Below are 14,022 nucleotides of genomic sequence, written 5' to 3' on the forward strand. Positions count from 1 at the left end.
GGCTTTTCATGTGATCTGATGCATTATTTCCAGTTCTGCTCGATAAATTCGTCCCGTCCGGATAACGCACGGTCTTCCTTATAATGTTTTTCGTTTTTCTTGTGGTAATCCTGATGATAGTCTTCAGCCGGATAGAATATAGCTGCATCCCGAATTTCCGTAACAATGGGTTGAGTGAATCGTCCGCTGGCTGCCAGTTCCTGTTTGGACTGTTCAGCAAGCACACGTTGACGTTCATTATGCACAAAGATTGCGGTACGATACTGTGTCCCCCGATCCTGAAACTGACCTCCGTCATCCGTCGGATCAATCTGCGGCCAATATAGCTCCAGCAGTCGTTCATAAGGGAATACATCTGGATCAAATGTAATTTCAACCACTTCGACATGACCGGTCTCCCCGGTTTTGACCTGCTCATATGTTGGATTCTCGACGTGGCCGCCAGCATAACCTGATATAATGCCATGAATGCCCGGTTGTTCTTCAAACGGTGTAACCATACACCAGAAACATCCGCCGGCGAATGTAGCTTTTTCCATTCCGTTCATCCCCTCTTATCTAAACTACCTTTTACACTTACCACTCCGATGACAGAACAACCTTCTGATCGCTGTTATCCCCAGATTTTTTATATTTGGCTTTACAAGGAGAAAATCTGGTGATAAAGGCGAGTGTATGCTTTCGAAGCAGCTTTCTTACAGAAAGCTTTTAGCTCCGCTTCTTCAGGTTATTTCTGTCCTCTACGTTCTCGTGTAAATGTTTAGTCCAATTTATATAGATAGCTATCACGCATATCTTTATATATTTTAAAACAACAAGAGGTTGATTGAAAGCCATGGTTATGGCTCTCAATCAACCTCTTCATTGGCAAAACATTTAGCTGACAACTAATGCAAGAAATTATCTTGATTAAGTTACCCGCGACTACGTCCCATCGAACGGAAGATCAAGCTTACGATGGCTACAAGAACGATCGCACCAATCAATGCAGGTACAATGTGGAATCCGCCCATCTCAGGACCCATATCGCCCAAGATTACTCCACCTAACCATCCACCGATGAAACCGGCAATGATATTACCAATAACACCACCTGGAATGTCACGACCAACGATCAAACCTGCCAACCATCCAATGATACCACCGATAATTAATGACCATAACCAACCCATATCATTCACCTCTAATTAAAGTTTTTGTTGTTGTCTGTCTACTATTAACCGCTACAGAAGCATTTAAACAATTGGCATAAAAATTTTTGCATATTACCTTTTGTCCCCATGCATCTCCATCTGCAAAACAAGCCTTAGTCAGGTATGGAACAGATCGCGTTACTTTCCGGCATCTCACCAGCTCAGGGCTGCGTTATGTACCTCCCGAAAGTCATTGTATGTTAGAGCAGACAAGGTTAGTATCACCAATTGAGGTAGGATTATTTATAAAAGTGCGTCATATTATAGGATGGATGGGTTAGGTCTGATCAATAAAAGCCTGCACGGCCCTTACCTGGCTGCGCCAGCCAAGTATGTTTATGGCTCTTGTCCAGCTCGCCACGCATCGACTGAATGACTTTCACTATGTCTGTCTGTCCATTCTGATGCCATTCCAGCGCAGCGCTCACATACAACTCACCTAGCTGTGCAAGAGAAAACGTGTCGGTCAGGCGGGCTGCTTCTATCGTGCCTTCTTCACCCGCAAATACGGTGAAGCCTCGTTGGCGCAAATATTGCAGGCGCAACGCTTCATCTGGCAACGGAATTTCATAAGCCCGGTCGAACCGTCCAGCACGGTTCATGAGACCAGGATCTATTTTCTCCGGATAATTCGTTGTCCCAATCAGGAAAATGCCTTCTTTCGACGTAGCACCATCCAGTGTATTCAGGAAAAAGGAACGGACTTCATCCGGCATCGAATCGATGTCCTCAATGATCAGTACCATGGGTGCCAACCGCTTGGCAGCCTCGAACACTTCACGCACCGATTCACTGTTGGTATACTCCGTAATCTGCCAATACGCAGCCGGGCCCGGGATACTTCCCGCAATGGATTTTACCAATGTGGTCTTGCCATTCCCCGGATGCCCATACAATAAAATGCCTCTTTTGTACGGGATATCATAATCCCTGTAAAAAGAACGATCCGCTTCGAAAAATTGATCCAGCGAGCGGAAAATATCCTGCTTGATCTGTGCCGAGAGAACAACATCCTCTCGTCCCACGGAGCGAGTGATGGATTCCACATGACGATCGCTGCCATTCCGGGCATCGGTGTAGACCGTTACTTTTTTCATATTTTGCTGACGTTCCCGTTCCCGGACACTTCCCAGAAATTGCTTCATCTCCTCATCACCGATGGCAAAGACAAAGTCTTCACTGTAGATCCCGTTATCTCGGAAAAATGGAACCCGCACAAGTGCTACGCCCCATTTCGGATAAGCAAATACGTTATTGCGAATGGAGTAGTGCACACCATAAGTGGGTACATCTCCATCATCGTCGTAATGCAACGTCTGAAGTTCCAGATCCTCGAATATACGGGCTACCAATTCCACTTCGTCACTGCCATTTTGCAAGTCTTCCCGGAGTAACTCCCAGTATTCATTGTTCGGGTCAGAACTTGCATAAAGCTTGTACTCAACTCCATAGCGCTTATGGAGCGCCTCACTGATTCCACGAATCAGCCTTGAATAGATGGCGTACCCTTCCACTCGAATTCGGGTATCATGTTGTTCGTCATAGGTATAGATCGCTTGAGTTGGATATGTTTGTTTTTCGCTTATTGTCATTATTTCGCTCCCTTTACCGCTACAAGCGGTTTGCATTTGGCTACAACTTGAGCCAGGCCTGCGCCGGTAACACTGTCTATAATTTCATCTACATTTTTATAAGCCTGAGGTGATTCATCAATAATGGATTCAAGTGAGCGTTGGTTTACCACGATCTCATCTTCTGTACCCACACCCAGTGCCGTAGCAAAATCTTCCACGCTAATCAATCGTTTTGTTGCCGTCCGTGAACGGATGCGACCCGCACCGTGACATATTGAATAATAATTATCAGCACCCTGCGGCTGACCTACCATGATATATGAAGCAGTTCCCATGGAACCGGGAATAAGCGCCGGATGCCCTGTTGCCAGATAAGGCTTTGGATTGTCCGGGTGACCTGCAGGCAACGCACGTGTCGCCCCTTTGCGATGTACAAAAACGGAACCTTTTTCTACGTGAGATTCCTCCCAGGCATAGTTGTGCATCAGATCGTATAACGTACGGAATTCACATTTGGAGCCAAATACATCCCGGAATGCTTCGCGAATAGCATACGCAATTAGGTGACGATTGACAACAGCGTAATTCAATGCAGAATACATCATGTTCACATAATGACGACCTTCCGCATGCTCAAGTGGAGCAAATACCAGTCTGGGATCGGATGTACCCAGGTTGAGCCGCTGCATGACTTTGGCAATCGCTGAGGAACTCGTCTGACTTACATAACCACCCCATGCACGAGAGCCGGAATGAATCATGACCACGACCTGTCCATCATACAATCCCCAAGCTTCGGCGATTTCACGATTCTCTTCAGCAATCTCAATCGCCTGGATCTCGGCAAAATGATTCCCCCCACCCAGTGTTCCGAGCTGACGATGCGAACGATGCCATGTCATATCAGGAACGTGGTTTAACACATCCTCATCGTAACTGAACTTGCTGCTTTCCACATGTGTCATCGCTGTTGATTTTTTCGGTGTATAGCTGTCTGGAATATACTTTTTGGGTAAACCATGCAGTCCTTTACGAACAATATGCTCCAGTCTTATATCCGAGTAATGACCTCGCTGGTTCGCCTCCATCGGCAATACTTTCTCAATCGCCTTGACGAGTTTGCGGCGGAGCTTGATGTCTTTTAATTCGTCCTTGTGCAAGTTTGTCATATGCACTCGCATGCCACAGCCGATGTCACTGCCGACGATGGAGGGAGAAACGTATCCGCTCTGCGCATCCCACACGGCTGTCGTTCCAATGCATGTACCTACCCCGACGTGCACGTCTGGCGTGTAACTCATATAAGAGATCCCCGGAATCTGCAGATTATTGTTTGCCATCTCGAATACCTTGTAATCGAGCGAGGAGAAGAGCTGTTGCGCCGCATATACGGTTAGGTCGCCGGCAGGCAATTTTACTTCATGCCGGTAGTCGCCTGCGATTTCATCTGGATTAGTAAATAAATTAAATTCTGTATTCATAAAAGTGTATTATTCCTTCCTGTACGTTCAGCAAATTCGGTTTGCTGACTCATCTGTAAAATAAAAAAAGCCATAGGCTAATCGCCCATGACTTCTACTGAATGACAATAACGGAGAACAGATCCGCATAAACATGCTGTGTGTCTGTCATCCATCGCTATAATATAAGCGAAGAACGCATATCGATTATAAAACCCGCTAAACGATATGCCTATCCCCTATGTCGACCGTATGAGGCCAATGAAACGATGAGCCGGATATGCTATTGTGTCTACGTTGCGCCCTGTTTGAATCAACTCATAACCAAGCATCATGTCTCTCGGCCTCCCTTCGTTAATGTTAGTCTTATATTAAGGGGACTAGAATTCATGTGTCAACCCTTTTCTTGGAAATTGGAGCATGTTGCATTTTTCATATGTATACAAAAACAGGAGATTGTCCGAGGACAATCTCCTGTTTTCCAAATAATAATGATGTTGTTAGCGTAACATGATTATTACAGACCTGCTTGTTTTTCCAACTCTTCAACCGGATTTTCGTCTTCTTTTTCAGGAACTTTGGAAGACAGGAACCAACCACATACCGCAATGGTGATCAGTACAATATAGAATCCGAATTTCCAAATTTTATTTTCCGGGAAATGCTCATCCAGAACACCCAATGAAGGGTGTGCGAGTGTAATAACTGCCAGCTTAACCCCTACCCAACCTACGATCACAAAGGCTGCAACTTCAAGCCCTGGACGGGAATGAAGCAATTTCACAAAGTATGAAGCTGCAAAACGCATGATCACAAGCCCAATGAATCCACCGAGGAAGATAACGATAAACTGTCCACCGTCAAGTCCGCCGATTGCAGGCAATCCACTTGGTGGCAACGCCACGGCCAAAGCAACAGCAGCCAGAATGGAATCAACTGCAAATGCGATATCCGCTACTTCGACCTTGAAAACGGTCATCCAGAAACCGGATTGTTTTTTCGGTTTCTTAGGCGTGGAATCAGCTGCTTCATCTGTCTTATTGCGACTACCCAGTATCTTTTTAACGATATGGTTAATCGAAATATACAGGAGATACAGGGCACCGATCGCTTGCACCTGCCATACATCGACGAGGAAAGAGATCAGGAACAACGAACCTAAACGGAAAACAAATGCACCCATCAAACCATAGAACAACGCTTTTTTGCGCTTATCTTCAGGCAAGTGTTTAACCATGATTGCGAGTACCAATGCATTATCTGCTGCGAGTAATCCTTCAAGGACCACTAAGACAGCAAGCACCCACCCATATTCTAATAATAATGAAACATCCAACATTGACTCCTCCTTAATATTCTTATGATGTACAAAAAAAAGGACCTTTACCATCACTGGTAAGGTCCTTTTATATCCACAAAAAGAGACCTTTACCGAGCATGAAAACTTGGTAAAGGTCTCGCTAACAACAAAATTGCTGCCAATAAAGCCGGGGATATGATCCCGAATTGACGACTTTACTGTAAAAGCTACTCCCCTTTAACAGGAATATGTAGTTTTAGTTGGAACGGGTTGTTTAACCTGTACTCATCATATTTCATAACGTTAAATAAAGTCAAGCTTTATTTAGTTGACGATACAGCTTACGGAATACGACAACATCGTAGATCATATTCCCCAGTGGAATGAAAGAAACAAAAAACAGAGCAATTGGACGGCGCAGACGCCACTTCTGTGAGGTGTACATACTCACCATAAATAACAAGTACATTAAAAACAAAAAACCGTACAGATTTCCAAACCATGTGACAGCTTGCGGCATAATCCCGGCATCTCTCAACGGAAAAGCAACAAACAGTAGCAACACGTACGAAATGCCCTGCAACCACAACATCAGCCGGAAGCGCCCCAGCGTAGAATGTAACATTATTTTCCTCCTGCTTTTATACATGTAACGAATTCAATTGTTCCCGTACAGTATATCACAAAAGCTGAATATCTCGCTTAATGCCATGTAGCAGATTATTCCTGCACGCTTATATAGGTGGTTCATCTACCATTTTGCAGGAGCCAAATGCTTTAACTTCTCATAAGATATATGACGAAGATTGTTACAGATGTCGGACAAGGAGGAGCCGGATCATGAAAATAGCTATGGTTGCACCCGAGAAATTGCCTTTGCCTGGTAATGGTTCCGTGGAAATCTGTATCCTGGGCATCGCTCGTGAACTTGCACACCGCCATCAGGTGACCATTATAAGTCGTCAAATGCAAGGTCTCGCCGCCACAGAACAGATCGACGGGATCACCATTCAACGTGTCCCTGCATCGAGTTCTGTCAGCTACACCAAAGCAGTCATACGTCTGTTATCCCAACACCCCTTTGATGTAATTCAAGTGGATAACAGGCCACGAAGCATGGCTACCATCAAACGGGCTTTTCCACGCACACCAGTTGTACTCTATCTTCACTCGTTAACGTTTGCTCAGCCCGGACCTTCCACACTCACACTAATGAAAAAAGCCGATTGGATTGCCGTCAATAGTCAATCTCTAAGACAAAGGTTAGGCCGCAGATTTCCCTTGGTAAAACACCGGATGAGTGTTGTTCCATTGGGTGCAGATCTAAGCCAGTTCAGACCTGTTGAATCCAGCGAAGAACAGATTCATCTGCGTACACAATTCGGAGTAACTAAACCATTCTCTATTCTCTATGTCGGCAGACTGATCCCTGGAAAAGGGGTAGACGTATTAATTCGTGCAACTGCCCTCCTTCAGCAACAGATGCCTGTTCAACTGGTTGTTGCAGGCAAAGGACCTCCGTATTACATGCGTAAACTTCGCGAACTTGCCCAAAAACAAAAAGTCCATGTTTCCTTCCGTGGTCAGATAAACCATGAGCATATCGATCAGTTGTATCGGGCAGTCGATTGTCTGGTCTGTCCGTCTCAAGAACATGAAGCTTTTGGCCTGGTTAATGTTGAGGCGATGGCTTCAGGATTACCTGTCATTGCTTCGGATAACGGAGGTATTCGTGAAATTATTGAACCAGGTATCAATGGATACCTTGTCACCGCTTATAAGCGTCCCCAACGTTTCGCCTCTTACCTGTACACACTTGCAAGCAATCCCACTTTTGCGGAGAAGTTAGGGAAGGCTGGCCGAGACAGCGCAAGGGCACATTTCAGTTGGGCAAGAACAGCCATGCATCTGGAAGCGACCTATACCAGGCTCATCCGTAAATGAGCCTTCTTCTGTTGCGATGATCAAGCTTTCTCACGAAATTGCCATCCCTTAATCAAAGAATCCATCTGCGGAACAGGAATGTGACTCATCTCAATTAACTCCATAATAACCATATCTCTCATCATGAATCGTACTTTAGCACACGTTAGTTGATGAAATACATCGTAGAATGCCGTCCCGGTCCAACATCCATGTGGTACGACCAGCGGATCATTAACGATATAACCTACGGCTCCAATCGGGGGAATAACAACCTTAATCGCTTGATGATCCAACCGATTATCTGGATCTTTGACGAGATACACGGTATCCCCCACATGTAAAGCTTGTACGCCATGGTAGTGGTCCATCCCATACATAGCTGCGAATAATTTGGTGCTCATATTACCTGCTCCTTTTCCTGTATTTCTCCATGATTAAAATTTTCACAAAGATACATCGGTTTCATAATGTTCCAACCACTCGACAAGTTGCCTGCGTATCTCTCTACGAAACTCACGAGGTTCAAGTACCTCTGCCTCGGGCCCAAATTGATACAACCATTTCAAAAATTCTCTGCTGCTATTCAGTGTCACTTCAAATAACAATCCCCCATCCGACATATTCGTCATTCGCGGGCGAACAAACATCTCTTCTTCTTTTATGTAGGGGGCCACTTTCTCAGAGAATCTTACCTTGAAATGGATATTTTCGTCGCCACGGTCAATAGACCATGTGTTCTTCATGTACTGCGTTATGTTGAAATCACCCTTGTCGAAACCGGCATTTGTTCGTGTCACATCCAAAAAACGACTAATTCGAAACAATCGAACTTTTTGCAGCAAATGGCAGTATCCAATCAAATAAAAACGTTGATCACGTGGAATGAGATAATAAGGATCGATATCCCGGACTGTAATCTCATTTCTTGTCAGCGTATGATATTGAGTACGAATGGTTTGCTGGCTTAGAATAGATTCGATAATGGGAATCAGCAAATTAGGGTCTTTTCCTTCCTCACGATAAGCTGGCGTGCCCATCCGAATAATTCCCGCAATATTCTCTACAATATCACTGTTTCTTGATTTTAATTTGGTATGAGCCGACATGACCTTGTCAAAAGCTGAATCGAACTCAGCAGGTAACTTGGAGGTATCAACTACGGACGGCAGCAAGGAGAAGACCATTGCTTCCTGTTCAGTAAAATCTAATGGATACATCGCAAACTCACCAATAAATCGGTAACCTTTGCCGTATCCTTCATTCATAATCGGGGCGACCCTATCCAAAATCCGGAGATCACGATAAATCGTGCGTACAGTCGTACCGCATTTCAGCGCCAATTCCTTGGCCGAAATTCCAGGATTTGCTTGTATAGCCTGAAGTATACGCAGCAGACGAATTAATTTCTCTGTCATGTAGTTTCTCCCCTTCGATATTTTATCGGCAAGGAAAACTAGTTCCTTTAGTACAGGACTAAATCTTTAGTCCCAATTTTATTTTCGCAATTTCACCATTTTTGTATAGTCCAATTGCACTTTTACCCCCTTTTAATATACATTCTCTTACTTGCTTGCGTAAAACATTAACCCGAAAGACCTTAAACCTAAGTCTGAAAGCCTATACAATTTTCTAAAAATAATACAAAAAAAGCCCTGATCTCTATAAAGAGACAAGGCTTTTCTCGAAATTACTGGTTATGCAACTGTAATAATTGATCCATCACATTTTCCATATGCTCACAGAGTTCAGCAATGTCTCCCATCTGGTCTTCATTCACACTGCGGTCAAAATAAACGTGAGCCGTGACGTTATACATGATTGGCTGTTCATCAAAAATATACCGGATGTTCTGGCACATCCTCTGCTCAGGCCAGCTCTTCTGTAATATTGGACGAATAACCGGACACTGCTTCTCAGGCTCCTTCACAACCATGCTAAACCGTAGTTCCAAACGGCAACCCGGATTCGCACCAGGCGTCTCCAGGATCTCCGCTGCAAGCTCCTCAAGGGAGCTGCTTAATACAACTTCCCCTGTTACTTCCGGGCGATCCCTGAGACAGAATTGTAATGTGAACTCTCTGGACATCACTGCCATCTCCAGCCGATCTTTACGCCCCGTAATCTGAATACGTTCATCCAGGTTATCCATATCATAGAGATAATTCTCAAACCCGACTTTCAGATTGTCATACACCGTTGGATCAAACATTGAAATAAACCTACTTTCTAACCCTTTAACATGTATTGTAGTACATTCTCAATTTTCATGCGACTAGCCCAATCCATTGTCCTGAAAGTATAAAAAGCCCAGTCACCAGGACTGGGCTTCGGCTAAACATGCGATCTGATAAGATCCCTGAGCTTTGCTTATTCTTCTGTAGCTTTTTCTTCAGCTGCCGGTTCAGCTTCCTCAGCAGAAGCCGTTGGCTCTTCCTCAGCGGCTTGTGGCGGCATGACGGAAGCGATGATGGACTCAGGTGATGTTATAAGTGTCAAACCTTTGTCCAGCTTGATATCCGCAGCAGTCAAGCGATCACCAATATCCAATCCGCTAACATCCACTTCAATGGACGTTGGCAGATCCGCAGGCAATCCTTCTACTTCCAGCTGTGTCTCCTGTGTCTGGAATACACCGCCAGCTTTCGAGCCGGCCGCTGTACCCTGGAAGTCGATCGATACACTTACACTGATCGGCTTGTTCTTGGAAATTTGCAAAAAGTCTACGTGCAGCAAACGTCCGTTACGCTCTTGCTGATCCTTGATCAGCACCGGAACCGTTTTACCGCCCTCAACATTCAGGTTGAACATTTCGGAGCGGCCTGTGCGTGCCACTTTCAGCATTTCTTTTTCATCTACATGTATTGAAGCACCTTCAAGTCCCGGGCCGTAAACGACTGCAGGAACTCGTCCGCCTTGTCTTAACAGGCGCAGTGCTGCACCTTTCTTTTCCGTTCTTGGCGTTGCTGTAAGTTGAGCCATTTTTCCGTTGGATTTCATGATTGAACATCCTCCTTCAAGGGATCACTACATTATATTTGTTGGAAAGCGCTGAGGCTTATCTCATAGACCATGATGGTCTTTTTTCCTTTGGCCGAATCGTGGGCCATATCTATATTTACCCCAATGATAGAGGATCTCAAACACGCAAGAGGACAATTAATTATTTTCCGGCAAGTTATGCGGCTCATAATCAGACCAAAAAAGCAGTCGGAATCTCTTCCAACTGCTGATTTAACAAGGTTTTGACGAATTACATTCGACGTTATAAATAAAGAAAATTATGCGCTATTACGATCCTCTGTTTTTTCGATTTCACGAATGATCTGCATCTCGTCTGATCCGCTACGGACAATAATGTGCACATCACCGTCTTCAGGTACAATGTCCACGTAACGGTCTCCGCACGTATCTTTAGCTTCCCATTCGTTTAATCGAATGATCAATCCCAGGTGATGCAGACCCGGAGCAACGCGGAAGCGGGCTTCGGCGGCATTTCCGACTTGTTCCAGCCGTACTGCTCCGTCCTCCATACCTGTGCCCCATACCCAGACATCCCAACCTTCATAGTGCTGGTCTTCCCGTTCGTATCGAAGCGTGACGGTTCGCGAAATTTGTTTATGAATCGTTACGCCAAGCGTTGCCCGGATTCCTCCAGCTTCAGCAATAATATGGGTTACTCCAGGTGTCATCGCACGTACGATCCCTGCTGCACTCACCGCTGCAAGTTCTGGATGAGTAGAGCTCCAGCGTATATTTGAATCCTGAAGCGGCTGACCAAATTGATCCAGAACCAAGGCACGGAAGCGACTAATTCGAGTCATATACATGACAGGTTCGCCCACAATTTCGATTCGTTCAGCATGACGATAATCCACTTGTAACATACAGCTTGCCGTTATGTCCCCACAATGGACTGTAATCGAAGCTTCCCCTCGTTCCAGTGCATGGATTGTTCCATCAGGCTGGATCTGAATGATATCCGGATCAGAAGAAGTCCAGGTAACTGGAGCTTTTTCCACCACATTGCCAATACTGTCCCGTACGATCGCTCGCAGTTGAGTGGTCTCCTTCGGACTATATACCTGGCGAGGAAAACTAATCTCCACTGTTGATGGTTCAGCGCCTCCAGCATGCTCTGTGTCATACAGTACCATTAAGGACCATCGTTCTACCTGAACAGTACCACGAACAGTCTCGATCAGGTCTGTGCCTGCCTGACGATCATTGACTACAACATGCCAGTCCCCTTCCCCCAGGTCGACATGCTGCTCATGTTCCATTCCGTTGTAAATGACCATAATCTGATTCCAGGTGTCCTGATTCGCACCATTCTGAAGTATAAAGGCAACTACATTGCCATCCGCACGAATAACACGAAGGTGATTTCGTACCTGTTCAGCATCAATCATACGAAAAGCGGGATGGGTTCGCCGCAAATGAATAAGACCACGATAGTAGTCGAACACCGGTCTGAACCGTGATTTGTTGGCCCATGTGATGGCGTTCACCGCATCCCCGCTCCGATAACTGTTATGATCACCGGCTTTGGATCTGAGCATCTCATCCCCTGAATGCAGAAACGGAATTCCCTGAGAAGTAAGCAGAATGCCGGAAGACAGTAAAGAGCGACGAACCATCTCATGATTCAAAACATCATCTGCATCCACATACCGATAAGGATCTGCTGCTTTTACAGCGGACTCAGCACTCCCACCACCCACGGGCTGTCCGTCCTTCCATACGGGAAATCCTAATTCATGTCTAAGGTTCATTGTTGTCGCAATTTTATCCCACAGATTGAGATTATCATGAGCAGTTACATAATTAACAACTTCCACAGGTGAAGATGTGAAATCATCCAGTGCTCCCGCTAATCCCCTAATAAGCTCATATTCCTGCCCTCCGGCACCCGTGACAAACCCTCTGCCACTGCCATCACTATCGCCCTTGATTGCACTGCGAAAATGATCATTAAATACTGCAAACCCCTGACCTCGCTGGGTTCCTTTTAATGTTTTGCGGTCCAAAGGTGAATCTCCACCCATCCAGGGTTCCCCATAGATCAGAAACGCCGGATCGATCTGTTCCTTCAATTCACGTGTCAATTCATTCATCGTTTCCGTATCAATCAGGGCCATAAGGTCAAATCGAAATCCGTCCACATGATATTCTTCTGCCCAATATCGGAGAGAATCCAAAATATATTTTCGCACCATTGGACGTTCTGTCGCCAATTCATTGCCTACACCAGAACCATTGCTGAGGGTGCCATCCTCCCGATAACGGTAATAATAGCCTGGTACAATCCGTTCAAAAGGTCCCTCTTCCACGCTATACGTATGATTATAGACAACATCGAGTACAACGCGAATGCCTTGTCTGTGCAAGGATTGAACGAGTGATTTGAGCTCCCGGATGCGAACTGCAGGATCACGAGGATCTGTCGCATACGAACCTTCGGGAACGTTATAATGCTGGGGATCATACCCCCAGTTGTATGGTGCTCTGACGTTTGAACCCACATCTGCCGTAGCAAGTTCATTCACCGTCTGATAATCCGCCACAGGCAGAAGATGTACATGAGTAACTCCCAGTTCGGCAAGATGGTCTACGCCAATACTATTGCCTGCTCTATCCGTCAGACCGGATGCTGTGAATGCCAGATATTTTCCCTTATACGGAATATCTGCATGTGGGTCTGAGGAGAAATCACGGACATGCAACTCATATAACACGGCATCAACAGGACGCAGAAAAGCAGGTTTGACATCCAGGTCCCAATCGATCGGATTGGTTGTCTCCAGATCTATAATAGCCGTTCGTTGCCCATTAGCCGTTACCGCTCTGGCATAAGGATCAACAACGACTTCAATCCGCTGATCATCATGGATAATTCGGTACATATAATAATGTCCTGCCCAATCGCCGCTGAGCTTCAGACTCCATATTCCGTCCGCATCACGTGTCAGAGTATGTTCCTGCCCATTTTCATGATCTTGTACTTTACCACTATCGTTGTAATGCCCTTCATCGTCAAAAATCAATATATAAACCTGTTGTGCCGTAGGTGCCCACAATTTAAAAGTACTTGCCGCACGAGTATATGTTAAGCCAAGATCGTTGCCTTCGTAACAAAAAGAAGTCCATTCCGGCATCGTTCCCACCGCCTTTATATCCATTGATTTCGTGTTGTCCCGATGTTACGGAGCGGGACGTTGTTTGTCAACCCGGGGTTGTCTGTACTCATCATATCGGTCCAATTTGCGTATTCAATTAGCAATCGCTTTCAAAATATAGGATATGAAAACAAGCGCCATAGATTGACAGCATTTGTACCTGTCCCGACAAAAAAAATTTGGAATATACAAGAATAAATTGCAGGATGTCATTTGGTTGAGATTAAAATGCACCAACAGGTGCACAGCATAAAGAAGGTCAGACATGACAAGGTATAGCCTTGCGACCAAGGCAATGGTTTCTGACGCATCAACAAATCCCCCTTTCATACAGAAAAGGGGGATTTGTTTTATCTCAATTTATTTGATTAGATTGGATTGGATATCTAGAAC

General features: G+C 45.2%; 12 protein-coding genes. 1 reads left to right on the top strand and 11 read right to left on the bottom strand.

What is annotated here, in order from left to right; translation table 11 throughout:
• Positions 1-23: 23 nt before the first annotated feature.
• The 6 genes from msrA to MHB43_RS25110 form a co-directional block, all read right to left on the bottom strand.
• On the bottom strand, positions 24-539 hold the full coding sequence (gene msrA / locus MHB43_RS25085; RefSeq protein WP_405130666.1) for a peptide-methionine (S)-S-oxide reductase MsrA: 516 nt from the start codon (positions 537-539) through the stop codon (positions 24-26).
• Between the two features lie 375 nt (positions 540-914).
• Positions 915-1,172, bottom strand: a complete 258-nt coding sequence (locus tag MHB43_RS25090; protein WP_062835823.1) for a GlsB/YeaQ/YmgE family stress response membrane protein — start codon at positions 1,170-1,172, stop codon at positions 915-917.
• 308 nt (positions 1,173-1,480) lie between these two features.
• Entirely contained in the window at positions 1,481-2,785 is a 1,305-nt protein-coding gene (locus MHB43_RS25095; RefSeq protein ID WP_405130667.1) for an ATP-binding protein, read from the bottom strand.
• Positions 2,785-4,248 (bottom strand): RtcB family protein, encoded by a 1,464-nt coding sequence (locus MHB43_RS25100; protein WP_405130668.1) that lies wholly within the window; start codon positions 4,246-4,248, stop codon positions 2,785-2,787. The genes MHB43_RS25095 and MHB43_RS25100 overlap by 1 nt, the downstream gene beginning before the upstream one ends.
• A gap of 496 nt (positions 4,249-4,744) precedes the next feature.
• Complete coding sequence (locus MHB43_RS25105; protein ID WP_083657153.1) at positions 4,745-5,566, bottom strand: TerC family protein; 822 nt, start codon at positions 5,564-5,566, stop codon at positions 4,745-4,747.
• A 274-nt stretch (positions 5,567-5,840) separates the two neighbouring features.
• Positions 5,841-6,152, bottom strand: a complete 312-nt coding sequence (locus tag MHB43_RS25110; RefSeq protein ID WP_237176989.1) for a DUF3817 domain-containing protein — start codon at positions 6,150-6,152, stop codon at positions 5,841-5,843.
• 215 nt (positions 6,153-6,367) lie between these two features.
• Here MHB43_RS25110 and MHB43_RS25115 point away from each other — a divergent pair, with 215 nt between their 5' ends.
• Positions 6,368-7,471, top strand: coding sequence for a glycosyltransferase family 4 protein (locus MHB43_RS25115; protein ID WP_405130669.1), 1,104 nt, complete (start codon positions 6,368-6,370; stop codon positions 7,469-7,471).
• 20 nt (positions 7,472-7,491) lie between these two features.
• Here MHB43_RS25115 and MHB43_RS25120 read toward each other — a convergent pair whose 3' ends face one another.
• The 5 genes from MHB43_RS25120 to pulA all read right to left on the bottom strand — a co-directional run bounded on the left by MHB43_RS25120 (position 7,492) and on the right by pulA (position 13,608).
• On the bottom strand, positions 7,492-7,854 hold the full coding sequence (locus tag MHB43_RS25120; RefSeq protein WP_237176987.1) for an HIRAN domain-containing protein: 363 nt from the start codon (positions 7,852-7,854) through the stop codon (positions 7,492-7,494).
• A 42-nt stretch (positions 7,855-7,896) separates the two neighbouring features.
• The gene (locus MHB43_RS25125) at positions 7,897-8,868 is read right to left on the bottom strand and encodes a YafY family protein (protein ID WP_076212352.1); all 972 of its coding nucleotides are present in this window, start codon (positions 8,866-8,868) and stop codon (positions 7,897-7,899) included.
• A gap of 272 nt (positions 8,869-9,140) precedes the next feature.
• Positions 9,141-9,662, bottom strand: coding sequence for a hypothetical protein (locus tag MHB43_RS25130; RefSeq protein ID WP_339178707.1), 522 nt, complete (start codon positions 9,660-9,662; stop codon positions 9,141-9,143).
• A 158-nt stretch (positions 9,663-9,820) separates the two neighbouring features.
• On the bottom strand, positions 9,821-10,450 hold the full coding sequence (locus tag MHB43_RS25135) for a 50S ribosomal protein L25 (protein ID WP_076212356.1): 630 nt from the start codon (positions 10,448-10,450) through the stop codon (positions 9,821-9,823).
• Positions 10,451-10,731: 281 nt separating this feature from the next.
• Entirely contained in the window at positions 10,732-13,608 is a 2,877-nt protein-coding gene (gene pulA / locus MHB43_RS25140; RefSeq protein WP_405130670.1) for a type I pullulanase, read from the bottom strand.
• Between the last annotated feature and the right edge of the window lie 414 nt (positions 13,609-14,022).

The organism is Paenibacillus sp. FSL H8-0317 (assembly GCF_045040685.1).
Classification (GTDB): domain Bacteria; phylum Bacillota; class Bacilli; order Paenibacillales; family Paenibacillaceae; genus Paenibacillus.

What these genes read in the sequence shown, in the direction of transcription:
- msrA (WP_405130666.1), bottom strand. Translation starts at nt 539, where the DNA reads ATGGAAAAAGCTACATTCGCCGGCGGATGTTTCTGGTGTATGGTTACA.
- MHB43_RS25090 (WP_062835823.1), bottom strand. Translation starts at nt 1,172, where the DNA reads ATGGGTTGGTTATGGTCATTAATTATCGGTGGTATCATTGGATGGTTG.
- MHB43_RS25095 (WP_405130667.1), bottom strand. Translation starts at nt 2,785, where the DNA reads ATGACAATAAGCGAAAAACAAACATATCCAACTCAAGCGATCTATACC.
- MHB43_RS25100 (WP_405130668.1), bottom strand. Translation starts at nt 4,248, where the DNA reads ATGAATACAGAATTTAATTTATTTACTAATCCAGATGAAATCGCAGGC.
- MHB43_RS25105 (WP_083657153.1), bottom strand. Translation starts at nt 5,566, where the DNA reads ATGTTGGATGTTTCATTATTATTAGAATATGGGTGGGTGCTTGCTGTC.
- MHB43_RS25110 (WP_237176989.1), bottom strand. Translation starts at nt 6,152, where the DNA reads ATGTTACATTCTACGCTGGGGCGCTTCCGGCTGATGTTGTGGTTGCAG.
- MHB43_RS25115 (WP_405130669.1), top strand. Translation starts at nt 6,368, where the DNA reads ATGAAAATAGCTATGGTTGCACCCGAGAAATTGCCTTTGCCTGGTAAT.
- MHB43_RS25120 (WP_237176987.1), bottom strand. Translation starts at nt 7,854, where the DNA reads ATGAGCACCAAATTATTCGCAGCTATGTATGGGATGGACCACTACCAT.
- MHB43_RS25125 (WP_076212352.1), bottom strand. Translation starts at nt 8,868, where the DNA reads ATGACAGAGAAATTAATTCGTCTGCTGCGTATACTTCAGGCTATACAA.
- MHB43_RS25130 (WP_339178707.1), bottom strand. Translation starts at nt 9,662, where the DNA reads ATGTTTGATCCAACGGTGTATGACAATCTGAAAGTCGGGTTTGAGAAT.
- MHB43_RS25135 (WP_076212356.1), bottom strand. Translation starts at nt 10,450, where the DNA reads ATGAAATCCAACGGAAAAATGGCTCAACTTACAGCAACGCCAAGAACG.
- pulA (WP_405130670.1), bottom strand. Translation starts at nt 13,608, where the DNA reads ATGCCGGAATGGACTTCTTTTTGTTACGAAGGCAACGATCTTGGCTTA.